Raw genomic sequence first — 15,969 nt, forward strand, 5'->3', positions numbered from 1 at the left:
GATCGCGCGTTGGGGTTCTCATCCGGCGCGATATTCCGGCGTCGTTGCGTCAAGATGCGCGGACCATAACAGGCGGTTTCCGCCTCGGCAATATAAGTTTCTTCGAAAACTCAAGTTTATGCCCGGCACGTGATCGTGCCTGGATTTGTCGGGCAGAAAGGTGGTCAGCGGCGGCCTGCCCAGCTTTCCACTTCATCCAATGTATGGAGCGCGCTCGGAATGGAAGGCGTCGTCACCCTGGTGGAATCGAGGAAAACAATCCTTTTCTCGCGTGCCGGTTTTACGAAACGCTCCCAGCCGGGAATGATCTTTTCAAGCGCGGCGCGGGTTCCCGCCTCGCCGCGGGCTGGGCTGGTATAGCTGTTCATCACCACAAGCAGATCGGGATTGAGCTTGCCGAATGCTTCGGCGCTCAGCGGCATCATCAGGGTCGAGCCCATTCCGCCCGAAGAGGCGGTACTGTCGATCTTCAACCTGACATAACCGAGATCCTCTATTGCCTGCACCGCGCCGGACATGTTCCCCACGGCGTTGATCTGGTCCGTCAGCAGGATCGCGAGATAAGTCTTGCCGTTGATATCCTCACCCAGCGTCTTTTTGACGGCGGCGAGCTTGGTGTCATAGATCTTCCGACGCTCAGCGAAGACATCGCTTCGCCCAACCAGACCTGCAAGGTCTTCCTCCACGCTGAAGCCATAGGCTTTGCCAGCGCTTGCCTTTTGCAGATAGACAGGTGCGACTGTGGAGAGCTGTTCGGCCTTGCCGCTGTCCATTTCCGTGGCGACGATGAGGTCCGGTTGCAGCGCCCGCAGCTTTTCGAGGTCGATTTGGCCGACAGCGCCGAAACCCTTCGGTTTCGCGTGGCCTTCGCCAAGAACGGTATCAACGAAATCGACGGCGGTTGCGAATTTGCCGTCGCTGTTGCGGCCATAGGCGCCGACCACATCAGCGCCAAGATCCATCAGCGGCACGCCCAGAAGCGGCTCGTGCATGACGACAATGCGCTGCGGCTTTTCCGGAACGGAGACGGTGCGGCCGGCGGCATCGGTCACGCTGCGCTCGGCGGCGAGACTCGTTCCGGCGGCCAGAAGTGCGGCGACGAGGATGGCAATTCGCATGGTATTCCCTTTATTCGATATATTAGTGAGCGGTGGTTCTGCGCAACGCCTGCAGGCGCAGCGTCAGGATGAAGAGCGGCACGCCGATCAGCGTCAGAGCAAGGCCAATCGGCATCGGCATATCGGCCACCAGCCCGCGCGAGAGCGTATCGGCTGCGACCACCAGAATGCCGCCGGTAAGCCCCGACAGGAAAAGCCTGGCGCGGCCGACGGCGGGCGAAACGAAGGTGGCGAGATGCGGGGCGATGACGCCGAGAAATGTCAGCGGGCCGACGGCGGTAACGGAGGAGGCGCTTAGAATTACCGCAAACACAATGACGAGCGGTCGCGAATGCCTGACGGTCTCTCCGAGTGCCATGGCCATCTCGCTGCCAAGATCGAAGACGGCAAGCGCCCGGCCAATGAGGAAAATGCCGGCAAGGCTTGCTGCAAAGAGGGGAGTAAAAACGATGATGGTCGGCCAGCTTGCCTGAAACAGCGAACCGGCCATCCAGTCCGCCAGCGAAAGCGAGGTTTCGGCTGGCGTATAGAGCAGAAGCACCGATGAGACAGAGGAAAGCGCCGACTCAATTGCGATGCCCATCAGCAATATGGCAAGGCCGCTCGAGCGTTCGCGCCCGACAAGTGCGATTAAAAGGAAGGCCACGGCCAGGCCTCCGCCGACAGCCGCAAGAGCCACCAGCGTCTTGGGGGCCGTCGGCACCAGCACCAGAAGCAGCATGATGGTGGTCATCGACCCCTGGCTCAGCCCGAACAGGCCGGGATCGGCGAGCGGATTGCGCGCGACGGATTGCAGCATCGCGCCTGCCAGCGCCACGCTCCAGCCAGCCATGAAGCCGAGCAGGATGCGCGGCAGCCGTACCGTCCACAGCGCATAGGCCTGATCATCGCCGAGATGCCCGCCGGCAAACCCGTGCAGGAGATCAATAAGGCCCGTTTCGGTATTGCCGAGGCTGACGGACACGGCGGCGATCGTCAACGCCAGCGCAACCAGCGTCAGGCCGGCCGTCAGATTGCCGATGCCGATCTGCAGCCCGCCGGGCAACCTGAGAACGGCTTTCCCGTCTGTGGCGAAATCCCGTTTCACGATAGCCCCCTTGCCGAAGGCGACAGATAGAAGCGCTTGACGATGACGATGAAAACGAGGCCGCCAAGCAGGTCCATGAACAGCCCGGTATTGACCACGTAGGGCGCAAACAGGGTTTGCGCGCCAAGATCGGCGAGCACACAGATGCTCGCGCCGACAAGCGCGGAGGCCGGCAAAGCAAGCGTGAAATTCACGCCGACCAGCGGCCGGATCATATGTGGCACGATAAGGCCGACGAACCCGATCGGGCCGCAGATCGCTACCGCCGAGCCTGACGCCAGCATGGTGGCAAACAGTGCGAGCCGGGAAATACGCGTGACATTCACGCCGGCGGAAGCGGCTTTTTCCGCCCCCAGCAGAACGAGCGTCAGCGGCCGCGCGACCGAGAGCAAAATCACCATTGCAATGGCGCCGATCCACCAGAAATCGGTGAGCCGTTCGATATAGACATGGTTGATATTGCCGCCAACCCAGCTCAGGAATTCGGCCCGACGCGTGGGGTTGGAAAGAAGCAGGGCGTTTGTCACGCCGATCAGCAGCATGGAAACCAGCGCTCCGGAAAGGATGAGCGACAGACCACGCGGATCGTTCGCCCGCCCGGCAAGACGCGCGACAACGAAGCAGGCGGCAAAACCGAAGCCGGCGCCCGCAAGCGCGGCAAGGCCCTGTGCCTCAGCAGAGAGATCGAACAGCAGCGCGCCGGCGATCACGAAAAGCGTCGCTCCGGCATTCAGCCCAAAGGTCGAGGGCGAGGCGAGGGGATTGCGGGCAAGCCCCTGCAGCACGCAGCCGCTGACGGCGGTTGTGGCGCCCACATAGATGGCGATCAGCGACCGTGGAATTTGCTGATAGAGGAGCACCGATTGTTCATAGCTGTCGGCCTCCCCGCGCCACAGTGTCGCCATGACTTCGGCAGGCGGCATGTCGCCGGACATGACGAACAGATTGACGGCGAGGATGGCGGCCAGCAACAGCGCCGCGGCAAGGATCAGCGTTATTTTCGCGATCATGCCGGAATGGCCTGTTCCTGTCGTTCCAGCCGGGGCACGCAGATGAGACGCCCCTGTCTGGAAAATATATCGGCTTCGAGGTCGAAGATTTCGGCGACATTTTCGGGTGTGACCGTGTCTGCTACCGGCCCTGATGCCAGAACCTGCCCGGCTTTCAGCATGATGACGTCGTCGGCGAAAGCGGCGGCGAGGTTGAGATCGTGCAGCACGACGATAACGGTCTTGCCGTGCCTGTCGGTCAGCTCGCGCACAAGGCCAAGAACGGCATATTGATATTTCATGTCGAGATGGTTGACCGGCTCGTCCATCAGGATCACGTCCGTATCCTGCGCCAGCACCATGGCGATGAAGGCGCGCTGGCGCTGCCCGCCGGAAAGCGTGTTGACCTGCGCTCTCGCCTTGTCCTCCAGCCCGACTGTCTTCAGCGCCCCGGCGAAAAGCGCCCGGTCACGCTCGCTCGGGCCGCCGGCAAGGCCGTAGCGTGCATAACCGGCAAGCTCGATCAACTCGCCGAGCGTCATATAGTCGGGGCAATGGCATTCCTGCGGCAGATAGGCGATGCGGCGCGCGAGATCCCTGCGTCTGATGTCGCCCAGCGAACGCTCGCCAAGCCTTATCGCGCCCGATGACAAAGGCACGAAACCCATGATGGTTTTCAACAGCGTCGACTTGCCACAGCCGTTGGGGCCGACCAGCGCCGTGACGCGACCGTTGTGGAAGCGGCAAGAAAGCCCTCGCAGGACGGGAACGTGGCCATAGCTGGCGTGAAGGTCCGTGGCGTCAAGCACCGGATACAACTCCTGTTAGTCATGCGCTCATGCGTCGAGACGCCACATGAGGATTATAAGTCTTTGAATCTTAACATCGAACCTGCGGGAAACGGGCTCCTTCCCGACGGGCGCGACACTCTGGTCTTGAAGCGACACTAAACTATAGTAAAACTCTCCACAAATCGAAATTTGCCGATTCAACGCGCGGTTTTCTTGCCGGATATTTCAGTCGAGGTGCATCATGTCAGTCGCAGCCAAACTTCATGTGGGCATGTCGCTGGCCCCAACCTGGCTCAGCGGTGAAGCATGGCGTCGAGCCGACAGCGATATAAATCGGGTATTTTCCAGCGATTATTTCGTCGATCTGGCACAGCGCGCGGAAGCTGCGCATGTGGATTTCGTGTTCCGGCCGGATACGCTTTTCCTCCGCACCGAGGGGCTGGAAACCGGCGGCGGATTTGCCAGCATGGACCCGACCATGCTTCTTTCGGCCATTGCGCGGGAAACGAGCCATGTCGGCCTGTTATCCACCGTATCGACCACATTTCTGCCGCCCTATGTGGTGGCCCGCCAGCTTCAGTCGTTGAACTGGCTCAGCAATGGCAGGGCCGGGTGGAACATCGTCACGGCACTGGAGGGGCACGAAAATTTCGGCCTGAGAGAAATGCCTTCACCGCAGGAGCGTTATGGACGCGCCGCCGAATTCACGCAGGTCGTGCAGCAGCTCTGGGCGAGTTTTCCAAATGAAGCCCTTAAACTCGACAGGGAAAGCGGGCGATTTGCCGATTCCTCGCTGGTGCGCCCAGTGGCGCATGAGGGCAGGCATTTCAGTGTGAAAGGGCCGCTCAACCTGCCAGCCCACGCCAGCCGCATTCCGCTGGTGCAGGCCGGTGCTTCTCCCGAGGGGCGCGATTTCGCCTCTTCGGTGGCGGATGCAGTCTTTGCTTCCACGCCGGACATGCGGGCAGCCATCGAACTGAGGGCGGACTTGCGGCGGCGCGCCGAAGGACATGGCCGTGAGCCTGACGGGGTGAAGCTGATGCCGGGCCTCAGCCTATATCTGGCGGATAGCGGCAAGGAGGCGCTTGAACTCTTTTCTGAGACCCATGCCCGCGCCAACCGCGCCCGCACCCTGGCGTCGGTTCTCGACATGACGGGCCTCGACCTCACCGACTGGCCGCTCACGCGGGTGGTCACCGCTTCCGACCTGCCGCCGCCGCCCAAAAAACCGCGAAGCCGCACCCATGCCGGACTGCTGCGCAGGCTGATTGAGCGGGAGACGCTAAGTGTCGCGGAATTACTGCGGCGGCCGGAGGTGATGGGATCCGGCCATTGGCAGATCGTCGGCACCGTTGAAGATGCCTTTAAGGGCATCCGTGAATGGGCGGCCGCAGGGGCAATCGACGGTTTTGTCGCGGTGCCCGGCGGCTCGGTGGCATCCATGCGGCTGGTGCTGGAGCGGCTGCTGCCGAAACTCGCCGATGCCGGGCTCTTCCGCACCGCCTATTCCGGTCGCACCTTTGCGGAGCATCTGGCCGAAGGTGTCTAGCCGCCACCGGATTCGGCGGTTGCCTGCCGGGCGGCCTCGATCAGTCGCGAAAAATGCCGTTCCGCTTCGGCGGTAGCCACGAAAGAGACGGTGGTGACGACACAACAGAGTTCGCCCTGGGCATCGAAAACCGGCGCCGCCTTGCCCGTCAGGGCGGAGAACAGATGTTCATTGAGTTCGGCGCCGCCCGTCTCGCGGATGGTTTCGAGAATGCCGGCAGCAGGAGGAGAGCCGCGAAAGGCGGGTGGTTGCAGCCTGCGCACGGCAGCCACCCTGTCCGGTGGCAGATAAGCCTGAAAAACCAGACCGCAGGCGCTGTTGTCCAGCGGCAGAACATCGCCAAGAGCGACGGTGCTGATGGAAAAGCTGGCGCTTCGCGCCCACCGCACCACGGTCGGGCCGCGCTCGGTCCAGATCGCCACGCCGCAGCTGGCGCCGATTTGCGCGGCAAGCGCCTTCATCTCACGTCCGGCGGTTTCGACCGGGTTGATTCGTCGGAGGGCGCTGATGCCGATGCCCAGCGCTGCGGGGCCGAGATCGTAACTGCCGCTTGCGGGGTCCTGTATCACCAGTCCCTCCCGCACGAGGCTTTGCATGTAACGATGCGCGGTGGAGCGACCGGTGCCGGCGCGTTTAGCAAGTTCGCCAAGCGCCAGCCCCGTATCGGATCTGGAGAGAAGATTAAGAAACCGCGCCGCAATCGATACGGATTGAATAAGCGCCGAGCGCTTTTCACCTTCGTTTTCCGGCCGTTCTTCGGTTTCGTCATCCATGGCGTTCAAGGTCGTGCCCCACTCTTTCGAGAATGCCTAACGCATTGCGACGAAAATCGGAATGGCTGTCTTCAGCCTTTTCAATGGCTTCTCTGGCCGGGCTGCCATGGCGGAAAAGGCGGTCCCTTAAACTTTGTTGTAAATATGGCACATCCCGTTACGGAAGCCTGCTTGTCCGCAATACGGAACGCATTGTCTATTGCGAAACGGATAACGCTTCCGTTACTTGAATATGACTTTAATACTCATGTTTATTTGGGGTGTATGATGGGGTTTAGCTCTAACGGCCGTTTGATGAGCGGGGTCAGTGTTCTGACGTTGGCGACATTGTTCGTGACGCCGGTTGTCGGTCAGGATCAGCAGGCTGATACAGCAGGGACGACCGTGTTGAAGCCGATTGTCGTGACCGGTGAAAAAGTGGCGCGCGACATGAAGAACACGGCCTCGTCCGTGTCAGTCAAAACCGCCGAGGAGATCAAAAAGGAAAAGACCGGCGATCCGACCGTATCCGAAGCGATCAAGGATATTCCGAACGTCGTCTACACCGACAATGTCAGTGCCCCCATCATTCGCGGACAGGACACGCAGGGCCCGAATACCGGCTCCATCGCCTTCTTCACCGGTACGGTGCCGCGCGCGACGATCAATGTGGACGGTCACTATCTCGGGTATAACGAGTTCATCTACGGGGCGACGTCCATATGGGATGTCGACACCATCGAGGTGTTCCGCGGGCCCCAGACGACCTCGCAGGGCGCCAACGCCATTGCCGGCGCCATCCTTGTCAACACCAAGGACCCGACCTTTACGCCGGAAGCCAGCTATCAGGCGGAAATCGGCAACTATCACCAGAAGCGTGGTTCCTTCGCCTTTTCCGGCCCGCTGATCGAAGACGAGCTGGCGGCGCGCATGGCGATCGATTATTCCGGCCGCGATACCTTCATCGATTACATCAATTCCGCCTTTGCGCATGAGGGAACGGACCAAAACTTCAAGGAATTCAACGGTCGCTTCAAGCTTCTTTGGGAACCGTCTGAAATTCCCGGTCTTTCCACAAAGCTGACCTATTCCTACAACGCCTCCAACCGGCCAAGCCAGGAAGCGGCGTCGCGTCCCTTCGAAGATCTCAACCACATCACCACGACGATGCCGAATTTCAGCCAGTATACCAATACGGGCATTCTCGACATCAATTACGATTTCGAGAACGGCGTGAAACTGTTCAACCAGACCCAGTTTTCCGACTCCACCGCCAAACGCCGGGTCGGCATCGCCAACAACGGAGACGCCGATGTCGATCTCAGGAACACGTCGCATGAAACGCGCGTCACCTTCGGCGATCAGGAGGATGTTCTGAGCGGTGTCGCCGGCATTTTTTATGCGCACACGAAAGCCGACGAGGTGCTTTATCTGCGCGGCACCTCTCGCTTCAGCGACACCAAGGACAATCTCGGCCTCTTCAGCGAGCTGAGCTATCGGCTGACCGACCAGTGGACCCTGACGGGTGGCCTGCGCTACCAGCAGGACCAGATTCAGCGCGCCGGTTACCGGACGCTCAGCGCCACCAGCAGAAGTTCGGTCAATTATGACGAAACCTTCTCTGAAATCCTTCCCAAGGCGTCTCTCGCCTATGCCATCAATGATGATTGGACTGTCGGCGGTCTTGTCAGCCGCGGGTACAATCCCGGCGGCGTCGCATTTGACCTGACCACCAGCAAATGGCGGAGCTTCGACAAGGAAACCATCTGGAACTACGAAGTGTTCACCCGCGCCAGCCTGCTCGATGACACACTGACGGTAAACGGCAATCTGTTCTACATGGACATGAAGAACGCCCAGTTTAACGTACCGGTCGTCGTCTCCACCGGCATCAGCGAATCCTACACCGTTAACGCAGAAGAAGCCCATGCCTATGGTCTTGAAATTGGCGCGGATTATCGGGTGCTCGACAATCTCACGCTGAAAGCCAGCGCCGGTCTGCTGAAGACGAAGATCGACGAGATTTCCAGCAATGCCGCCTATGTCGGCAAGGAGTTCGCCAAGTCGCCGGGATACAGCTTCACCGTCGGCGCAAGCTGGGACGTGACGGACAAGTTCACCGTGTCCGGGCAGGTCCGCCATCTCGACGGCTATTATTCCGATACGGACAACAAGGCCGTCTATGCGATCGATCCCTACACGATCGCGGATGTGCGGGCGAGCTACAAGTTCCAGGACGAACTCGAGTTCTACGCTTACGTCAAGAACGTCTTCGACGAGCGCGCGCCGACCCTTATGAAGGAAAACCGCGGCATCGGCGGCATCGAGGCGAGCATGACCGAACCGCGCATGTTCGGCATCGGGGTGCGCGGCACATTCTGAGCCGTCACCTGAGCTCGAAAAGAAAAAGGCCTTCGAAGCGATCTTCGGAGGCCTCTTTCTTGACGGAACCGCTACGGTCCATAACCCTCAGAAAAACGCCTGAATGCCCGTCTGGGCCCGGCCGAGGATCAGCGCGTGCACGTCATGCGTACCTTCATACGTGTTGACCGTTTCGAGGTTCTGCGCGTGGCGCATGACGTGATATTCGATCTGGATGCCGTTGCCGCCATGCATGTCGCGGGCCTGGCGGGCGATATCCAGCGCCTTGCCGCAATTGTTGCGCTTGACGATGGAAATCATTTCCGGCGCCATCCTGTGCTCGTCCATCAGCTGGCCGACGCGCAGCGATGCCTGAAGGCCGAGCGCGATCTCGGTCTGCATGTCGGCGAGCTTCTTCTGGTAAAGCTGCATGCCGGCAAGCGGCTTGCCGAACTGCTTGCGGTCGAGACCATATTGCAGGGCACGGAACCAGCAATCTTCGGCAGCGCCCATGACGCCCCAGGAAATGCCGTAGCGGGCGCGGTTGAGGCAGCCGAAGGGGCCCTTCAGGCCGGACACGTTGGGCAGCAGTGCGTTTTCGCCGACTTCGACGCCATCCATGACGATTTCGCCTGTAATGGAAGCGCGCAGCGAAAGCTTGCCGCCGATTTTCGGTGCTGAGAGGCCTTTCATGCCCTTTTCGAGCACGAAACCGCGGATCTGGTTGTCATGGGCTTCGGATTTGGCCCAGACCACGAAGACATCGGCGATCGGTGCGTTGGAAATCCACATTTTCGAACCGCGCAGACGATAACCGCCCTCAATCTTTTCAGCACGGGTCTTCATGCCGCCCGGATCGGAGCCGGCATCCGGCTCGGTGAGGCCGAAACAGCCGATCAGTTCGCCCGAGACGAGGCCGGGCAGGTATTTCTTCTTCTGCTCATCCGAACCGTAAGCGAAGATCGGGTGGATGACGAGCGAGGACTGCACGCTCATCATCGAGCGGTAACCGCTGTCGATCCGCTCCACCTCGCGGGCGACGAGACCATAGGCCACATAGCTCGCATTCGCCGCGCCATATTCTTCCGGCAGGGTAACGCCGAGAAGGCCTTGCCGGCCCATCAGGCGGAACAGTTCCGGCTCGGTGGTTTCAGAAAGATAGGCTTCGGAGATACGCGGCAGAAGCTCCGATTTGCCGAAGGCGGCCGCGGCGTCGCGTATCATCCGCTCGTCGTCAGTCAGTTGGTCTTCGAGCAGGAAAGGATCCTGCCAATTGAATGCTACGCGTTCGCTCACTTTATGCCTCCGGATTTGCTGGCCGGATTATTCGTATTCAGCCCGGATGGCACAAGCCATGTTTACTCATTTTTGCATTACATATAGTAATGGCTCATGACATCTCTCAGCCGCAAACTCCTGCCATCCACAAGTGCGCTTGCCGCTTTCGATTCCGTTGCCCGTCTCGGCAGCTTTTCCGCCGCCGCAGATGAGCTGGCGCTGACGCAGGGGGCAATCAGCCGGCAGGTTATGTCACTGGAAGAACAGCTTGGCGTGCGGCTCTTCGACCGCGGCGCACGCGGCGTGGCGCTGACGGCGGAGGGGCAGATCTACGCAAAATCGATCGCGGCAGCGCTCGGCGAGATACGCTCAGCTTCGCTGCAGATCATGACCAAAACGCATGGCAATACGCTGAACCTCGCCATGCTGCCCACCTTCGGCACCCGCTGGCTTCTGCCGCGTATACCGGATTTCGTGGCGAACCACCCGGAGATCACCATCAATTTTGCGACCCGCATCGGCCAGTTCGATTTCGAGCGTGAGCAGCTGGATATGGCAATCCATATCGGCCAGGCCGATTGGCCAGGCGCGGAAAGCACCTTTCTGATGCATGAAATGGTGGCGCCGGTGTGCAGCCCGCAGTTCCTCAGCGCCCATCCGGTGGAAAAGGGAGAAGACATCGCTGCCCTGCCATTGCTGCACATGGCCTCGCGGCCGGGCGCATGGGGCCACTGGTTCGAAAGCCTCGGCCTGTCACTCGTCTTGCCGCAGGGCATGCGCTTCGAACAGTTTTCCAGCGTTGCGCAGGCCTGCATCGCCGGCCTCGGCGTCGCGCTGATGCCGCTCTTTCTCATCGATAACGAGTTGAAATCGAAGCAGCTGGTCAAAGCCTTCGATCATCAGGCCAGAAGCCCGAGCTCGTATTACGCGGTGGCCCCGCTTTCACGCGCCAACCACGTCCCGGTCGTCCTGTTTCGGGATTGGCTGGTGCGTCAGGTGGAGGCTTATCGCGCAGCCAGTACCCAGAGCGCGTAAAAATAATCGCTCTTTTTTCGGGCATTTAACCTTTGTGCCCAGCTTTTCGCCCTATTTTGCCAGCGCAGGACTCGACAGCGGTTCGCGCCTCGATTATCGTGATTAAACGTTTAATCAGCCCTTCCGGACCATTATGGCGTCGTCACGGCCTGCCACCAATCTGAGCGCGATAGCAGCGGCACTCGGCGTGTCGGTGGCAACCGTGTCCAATGCGCTGTCCGGCAAGGGCCGCGTTTCGCCCGAACTGGTGGAACGTATCCGCAAGACGGCGAGCGAGCTGGGCTATGTGCCGAGTTCGGCAGGCAGGGCGCTTCGCACCGGCAGATCGGGCGTTCTCGGGCTCGTCCTGCCCGATATTGCCAATCCTCTCTTTCCACAGATTGCGCAGGCCATCGAGAAGGCGGCTGTCAACGCGGGTTATGGCGTGCTGATCGCCGATGCGCGCGGTGAGATCGCCATGCAGACGGATGCGATCGACCGGCTGATCGAGCGCGGGGTGGACGGCATGGTGGTCGTTCCCCGACGTGGCACACGCATTTCCGGCGTTGATTGTCCGGTGGCCGTCATCGACAGCCCGTCGACACCGGGAAATACCGTTGCTGCCGACCATTGGGATGGCGGCCGGCAGGTGGGTGAATATCTTGCGGGCCTCGGCCATCGCAAGGTGGTGCTGGTCGGCAAGAACAGGGATTCCAATGTTCAGAATGACCGTCTCGGCGGCATTCGCGATGGTCTCGGCAAAACATGCCTGGCCCAGACGCTCTGGATCGATGGCATTGAAAAGGCCGGTGGCGCGGGCTGCCGGCTGGGCCTTGCGGAGAAAGTTGCCGAAGGTTTTACGGCCTTTGCTGCCGTATCCGATCTGCACGCGCTGCGCGTGCTGACCGAATTGCAGCGCGCGGGAATCGAGGTGCCGGAAGAGGCGAGTGTCACCGGCTTCGACGATCTTATCTTTTCTGCCGTGGTCACCCCGCCCTTGACGACCATGCGCATGGATATGGGCCGCATCGCCGATCTCGCCGTTGGCGCGCTTTTGCGCGCGATCGATGGCGCCGGAGAAAACGGGGCCGCCGTCGACGTCACGGCGGATGTTTCGAAAGTACCGATGGCGCTGATCATGCGCGGCTCCACCGGCAAGACAAAGCATGATGCGATTGAAGCCAAGAACACGACAGCAGGAGAACTCACACCATGAAAAAGATCATTCTCGCATCGGGCGCCGCCCTGATGCTGACGATGGGAGCCGCTGAGGCCCAGGACAAGACGTTGACGATCTCGGTCTACGCCTTCGCGCAGGATGAATTCAAGGAACTGGTCTATACGCCCTTCGAGCAGAAATGCGGCTGCAAGCTCGTCGTCGAGACCGGCAACAGCGTCGAGCGTCTGGCCAAGATGGAGGCCAACAAGGCCAGCCCGGTCGTCGATCTCGCCATCGTCTCCATGGCCGATGCGCTGTCGGCCACCCGCAAGGACCTGATCCAGAAGATCGATGCTTCCAAGGTTCCGAATATTGAAAAGCTCTATGACATCGCCAAGGACCCGAATGGCGATGGCATGAGCGTCGGCGTTAATTTCTACGCCACGTCGATTGTCTACCGCACCGACAAGATGAAGATCGACAGCTGGGCCGATCTTTTGAAGGACGGTATCGTCGACCACGTCGCCTTCCCGAATGTCACCACCAACCAGGGGCCGCCGGCGCTTTACATGCTGGGCAAGGCCATCGGCAAGGACACGCCCGATCTTGCCGGCGCCATCGAGGCCGTGGGCGAAAAGAAGGACGATATCGTCACCTTCTACGTCAAGTCCTCGCAGCTGGTGCAGCTCATGCAGCAGGAGGAAATCTGGGCAGCGCCGATCGGCCGCTTCTCCTGGGCGCCTTTCACCAAGCTCGACCTGCCGCTCGCCTGGGCAACGCCCAAGGAAGGCCAAACCGGCGGCATGAACGTGCTCGTCGTACCGAAGGGCACGAAGAACGAGGATCTTGCGCTGCAATTCATGGATTTCTGGCTCTCGACCGACGTCCAGAAGGCGCTGGCGGAAAAGCTGGTGGACAGCCCGACCAACAGGGAAGTCAAGGTTTCCGACGAGGTGGCGAACAACATCACCTATGGCGATGAAACCGCCCGCAGCCTGCAGCTCATTCCTTCCGACGTAACGCTCGATAACCGCGACAAGTGGCTGTCGGAGTGGAACGCCAAGGTGGGGCAGTAACAAGCTCGAAGGGGCGGGAATGGGTTACGTGCTGGCGCACGTCACCCCCCTCTGTCCTGCCGGACATCTCCCCCACAAAGGGGGAGATCGATATGCCGGCACCCACTGACGCCAAATGAACAAGTCCTCCGCCAAACGTAGCCGGCGGAAATTCAAGTCCGGAGAATGCCATATGTTTCAGAACCGGGCCGAAGCGCTGGCGCTTGCCTTGCCCGCCGCAATTTTCGCGGCGGCGGTCTTTCTCGTGCCGGTCTTCATGCTTTTATCGGAAGGCTTTCGCACCGCTGACGGCTGGACATTGTCGGCCTATGGCGCTTTCTTTTCCGATCCGCTGAACCAGACGGTTTTCCTGCGCACGCTGAAGCTCGGCGCGCTCGTCACCGTCGTTTCGGCGGTGGTGGGCTACGCGGCGGCTTTCGCCATCGTCAACCTGTCGCCGGCCAGGAAGGGCCATGTGGTCAACCTCGTCGTGCTGCCGCTGATGATTTCGCCGGTCGCCCGCACCTATGCCTGGATCGTCATTCTCGGCAGAACCGGCATCGTCAATCAGGCGCTGCAGGCGGTGGGCCTCAGCGACGGGCCAATCCGCATCCTGTTTTCCGAAACGGCCGTCTTCATCGGCCTTCTGCAACTGTTCCTGCCATTGATGATCATCTCGCTCATCAGCGCGCTGGAGAACATGCCGAAGGATACGATCGCTGCTGCCCGCGTTCTCGGCGCCAACTGGTTTCAGGTATTCTGGAAGGTCATACTGCCGCTCACCCGGGAAGGGCTCGTCGTCGGCGGCACGCTGGTCTTCACCGGTTCGCTGACCGCCTATATCACGCCCGCCATTCTCGGCGGGTCCAAGGTGCTGATGCTGGAAACCCTGCTTTACCAGCAGGTCACGGTTTCCAATAATTTCGTCGCCGCCAGCGTCATCGCCTTCATCCTGATTGTCATGAGCTTTGCCGCCAATATCCTCTTGAAGCGCATCGCCACTGCGAGGAACAAGAAATGACCCGGCAGCTCTTCATTCCGCTCACGCTTCTGCTTGTCGTCGGCTTCCTCATCGGGCCGTTCCTCATCATCGTTGCGGCCTCGTTTTCGGCCGGCGATACGCTCGCCTTTCCGCCGCAGGGCTTTTCGCTGAAGTGGATCGCGAAGGTCTTCACGGTCGAAAGCTTCCGTGAGAGCTTTGCGATGTCGATGTTCCTTGCCATCGGCGGCACGTTCACGGCGCTGATCCTCGGCATTCCCGCTTCCTACGCCATGTCGCGCTACAAGCTGCCCTTTAGCGAGACGGTGCGCACCATCGTGTCCGCGCCGATCATCGTGCCGGGCATTATCGTGGGTCTTGCGCTGCTGCGTTATTTCGTCGTGCCCTTCGGCATCGGCATCACGCTTGCGTTGTTTCTCGCCCACACCGCGCTCATTCTGCCCTATGCGGTGCGCGTGGTTTCGGCCAGCCTCAACAATCTGCGCTCCGATATCGAGGAGGCGGCGGTGCTGCTCGGCTCGTCGCGGCTTGGCGCATTTTTCCGCGTTGTGCTGCCGAATATCCGCGGCGGAATCCTGTCGGCCTTCATTCTCGGTTTCGTGACGAGTTTCAACCAGGTGCCTGTGTCGCTGTTCCTGTCCGGTCCCGGCGTGCGCACGCTGCCTATCGACATGCTGGGCTACATGGAAATCGTCTTTGATCCTTCCGTGGCCGCCCTTTCCTCGCTGCTCGCCTTCCTTTCCATCGGCATCGTTTTCATGGCCGAACGTTTCCTGGGGTTCTCCCGTTATGTCTGACGCAAATTATCTTTCGCTGCAAAAAATCTCGCTCGCCTATGGCGGCAATGTCGCCGTCAAGGATCTCGATCTCGATATCCGCAAGGGCGAATTGCTCGCGCTTCTCGGGCCCTCCGGCTGCGGCAAGACCACGACGATGCGCGCCATCGCCGGGCTGATGCCGGTAGCTGCCGGGCGGATCAATCTCGATGGCGCCGATATTACCCGCGTGGCGGCCAACAAACGCGCCGTCGGGCTGGTGTTCCAGTCCTACGCGCTCTTCCCGCATCTGACGGTCTATGAAAACGTCGCCTTCGGCCTGAAACTCAAGGGAATGAGCGGCAAGGCGCTGGAGGACAAGGTCGCCTCCGGCCTGAAGTCGGTCGGCCTGTCCAATTTCGCCTCACGCAAGCCGGCGGAACTATCGGGCGGCCAGCAGCAACGCGTAGCATTGGCACGCTCCATGGTCATGGAGCCGAAAGTGCTGCTTCTCGATGAGCCGCTCTCCAATCTCGACGCCCGCCTGCGTCTTGAAATGCGGACCGAACTGCAGCGCGTGCAGAAGGAAACCGGTGTCACGATGATCTTCGTCACCCATGACCAGATCGAGGCGCTCGCGCTTGCCGACCGCATTGTCGTCATGAAGGGCGGCAAGATTGAGCAGATCGGCACGCCGGAAGAGATTTACAACGCGCCGGTTTCCGCCTTCGTGGCCGACTTCGTCGGCTTCGAAAACATCTTCGCCCTTCAAGGCGGGGCTTTGAAAACCGCCAACGGCACAACACCGCTTCCCGGACCAGTCCTTTCAGCATCCGGACTGGCCTGGCGGCCGCGCATGGTCACCCTCGGTTCAGGTCCTTTCCAGGGAACCGTGCGCGGCACATCCTTCGCCGGCAACAGCCGCGAATATCTGCTCGACACACCACTCGGGCCCATCAAGGCTGAAACCGACGCGGCCCTGACCTCCCACGCAATCGGCGATACGCTTGCCTTCGACCTGCCGGTCGAAAAGGCGGCGAGCCTCAAGGTATTCAACTGAT

At 60.5% G+C, this 15,969-nt stretch carries 14 protein-coding genes; 8 read left to right on the forward strand and 6 right to left on the reverse strand.

Translation table 11 applies throughout. The features are described from left to right. Window positions 1-164: 164 nt before the first annotated feature. From BLU28_RS11710 to BLU28_RS11725, 4 genes are read right to left on the reverse strand one after another with little or no spacing between them, the layout of a single operon-like run. Window positions 165-1,118 carry an ABC transporter substrate-binding protein gene (locus tag BLU28_RS11710; protein ID WP_072493075.1) on the reverse strand — a complete coding sequence of 318 codons (954 nt, stop codon included), beginning with the start codon at window positions 1,116-1,118 and terminating at the stop codon, window positions 165-167. 22 nt (window positions 1,119-1,140) lie between these two features. Continuing rightward, entirely contained in the window at window positions 1,141-2,205 is a 1,065-nt protein-coding gene (locus BLU28_RS11715; RefSeq protein ID WP_077985636.1) for a FecCD family ABC transporter permease, read from the reverse strand. Beyond that, window positions 2,202-3,215, reverse strand: coding sequence for a FecCD family ABC transporter permease (locus BLU28_RS11720; protein WP_077985635.1), 1,014 nt, complete (start codon window positions 3,213-3,215; stop codon window positions 2,202-2,204). Before BLU28_RS11720 ends, BLU28_RS11715 begins: the two co-directional genes overlap by 4 nt. Next, on the reverse strand, window positions 3,212-4,012 hold the full coding sequence (locus BLU28_RS11725) for an ABC transporter ATP-binding protein (protein WP_077985634.1): 801 nt from the start codon (window positions 4,010-4,012) through the stop codon (window positions 3,212-3,214). The genes BLU28_RS11720 and BLU28_RS11725 overlap by 4 nt, the downstream gene beginning before the upstream one ends. Before the next feature lie 214 nt (window positions 4,013-4,226). Here BLU28_RS11725 and BLU28_RS11730 point away from each other — a divergent pair, with 214 nt between their 5' ends. After that, window positions 4,227-5,534: an NtaA/DmoA family FMN-dependent monooxygenase gene (locus BLU28_RS11730; RefSeq protein ID WP_077985633.1), complete on the forward strand. Its 1,308-nt coding sequence runs from the start codon at window positions 4,227-4,229 to the stop codon at window positions 5,532-5,534. Here the strand turns inward: BLU28_RS11730 and BLU28_RS11735 are convergent. Beyond that, the gene (locus tag BLU28_RS11735) at window positions 5,531-6,307 is read right to left on the reverse strand and encodes an IclR family transcriptional regulator (protein ID WP_034496869.1); all 777 of its coding nucleotides are present in this window, start codon (window positions 6,305-6,307) and stop codon (window positions 5,531-5,533) included. The genes BLU28_RS11730 and BLU28_RS11735 overlap by 4 nt on opposite strands. A gap of 294 nt (window positions 6,308-6,601) precedes the next feature. Between BLU28_RS11735 and BLU28_RS11740 the strand changes: the two genes are divergently transcribed. Beyond that, entirely contained in the window at window positions 6,602-8,668 is a 2,067-nt protein-coding gene (locus BLU28_RS11740; protein ID WP_077985632.1) for a TonB-dependent receptor, read from the forward strand. An 87-nt stretch (window positions 8,669-8,755) separates the two neighbouring features. On the opposite strand, the gene BLU28_RS11745 is transcribed toward BLU28_RS11740, so the two are convergent. Continuing rightward, window positions 8,756-9,943 carry an acyl-CoA dehydrogenase gene (locus BLU28_RS11745; RefSeq protein ID WP_077985631.1) on the reverse strand — a complete coding sequence of 396 codons (1,188 nt, stop codon included), beginning with the start codon at window positions 9,941-9,943 and terminating at the stop codon, window positions 8,756-8,758. 96 nt (window positions 9,944-10,039) lie between these two features. Here BLU28_RS11745 and BLU28_RS11750 point away from each other — a divergent pair, with 96 nt between their 5' ends. The 6 genes from BLU28_RS11750 (at window position 10,040) to BLU28_RS11775 (ending at window position 15,968) form a co-directional block, all read left to right on the forward strand. Then, window positions 10,040-10,960 (forward strand): LysR family transcriptional regulator, encoded by a 921-nt coding sequence (locus tag BLU28_RS11750; RefSeq protein ID WP_004445308.1) that lies wholly within the window; start codon window positions 10,040-10,042, stop codon window positions 10,958-10,960. A gap of 133 nt (window positions 10,961-11,093) precedes the next feature. Then, window positions 11,094-12,155, forward strand: coding sequence for a LacI family DNA-binding transcriptional regulator (locus BLU28_RS11755; RefSeq protein ID WP_077985630.1), 1,062 nt, complete (start codon window positions 11,094-11,096; stop codon window positions 12,153-12,155). Further along, the gene (locus BLU28_RS11760) at window positions 12,152-13,174 is read left to right on the forward strand and encodes an ABC transporter substrate-binding protein (protein WP_004445305.1); all 1,023 of its coding nucleotides are present in this window, start codon (window positions 12,152-12,154) and stop codon (window positions 13,172-13,174) included. Before BLU28_RS11755 ends, BLU28_RS11760 begins: the two co-directional genes overlap by 4 nt. A gap of 172 nt (window positions 13,175-13,346) precedes the next feature. Then, window positions 13,347-14,174 carry an ABC transporter permease gene (locus BLU28_RS11765; RefSeq protein ID WP_004445303.1) on the forward strand — a complete coding sequence of 276 codons (828 nt, stop codon included), beginning with the start codon at window positions 13,347-13,349 and terminating at the stop codon, window positions 14,172-14,174. After that, complete coding sequence (locus tag BLU28_RS11770) at window positions 14,171-14,950, forward strand: ABC transporter permease (RefSeq protein WP_004445302.1); 780 nt, start codon at window positions 14,171-14,173, stop codon at window positions 14,948-14,950. Before BLU28_RS11765 ends, BLU28_RS11770 begins: the two co-directional genes overlap by 4 nt. Next, window positions 14,943-15,968: an ABC transporter ATP-binding protein gene (locus BLU28_RS11775; protein WP_004445301.1), complete on the forward strand. Its 1,026-nt coding sequence runs from the start codon at window positions 14,943-14,945 to the stop codon at window positions 15,966-15,968. Before BLU28_RS11770 ends, BLU28_RS11775 begins: the two co-directional genes overlap by 8 nt. The last annotated feature ends 1 nt before the right edge of the window (window position 15,969 follow it).

Origin of the sequence: Agrobacterium pusense (assembly GCF_900102105.1) — a bacterium.
GTDB lineage: Bacteria > Pseudomonadota > Alphaproteobacteria > Rhizobiales > Rhizobiaceae > Agrobacterium > Agrobacterium pusense.

Excerpts from the sequence above, each read along its gene's own strand:
- BLU28_RS11765 (WP_004445303.1), top strand. The coding sequence starts at position 13,347 with ATGTTTCAGAACCGGGCCGAAGCGCTGGCGCTTGCCTTGCCCGCCGCA.
- BLU28_RS11755 (WP_077985630.1), top strand. The coding sequence starts at position 11,094 with ATGGCGTCGTCACGGCCTGCCACCAATCTGAGCGCGATAGCAGCGGCA.
- BLU28_RS11730 (WP_077985633.1), top strand. The coding sequence starts at position 4,227 with ATGTCAGTCGCAGCCAAACTTCATGTGGGCATGTCGCTGGCCCCAACC.
- BLU28_RS11735 (WP_034496869.1), bottom strand. The coding sequence starts at position 6,307 with ATGGATGACGAAACCGAAGAACGGCCGGAAAACGAAGGTGAAAAGCGC.
- BLU28_RS11740 (WP_077985632.1), top strand. The coding sequence starts at position 6,602 with ATGAGCGGGGTCAGTGTTCTGACGTTGGCGACATTGTTCGTGACGCCG.
- BLU28_RS11760 (WP_004445305.1), top strand. The coding sequence starts at position 12,152 with ATGAAAAAGATCATTCTCGCATCGGGCGCCGCCCTGATGCTGACGATG.
- BLU28_RS11750 (WP_004445308.1), top strand. The coding sequence starts at position 10,040 with ATGACATCTCTCAGCCGCAAACTCCTGCCATCCACAAGTGCGCTTGCC.
- BLU28_RS11775 (WP_004445301.1), top strand. The coding sequence starts at position 14,943 with ATGTCTGACGCAAATTATCTTTCGCTGCAAAAAATCTCGCTCGCCTAT.
- BLU28_RS11720 (WP_077985635.1), bottom strand. The coding sequence starts at position 3,215 with ATGATCGCGAAAATAACGCTGATCCTTGCCGCGGCGCTGTTGCTGGCC.
- BLU28_RS11710 (WP_072493075.1), bottom strand. The coding sequence starts at position 1,118 with ATGCGAATTGCCATCCTCGTCGCCGCACTTCTGGCCGCCGGAACGAGT.
- BLU28_RS11770 (WP_004445302.1), top strand. The coding sequence starts at position 14,171 with ATGACCCGGCAGCTCTTCATTCCGCTCACGCTTCTGCTTGTCGTCGGC.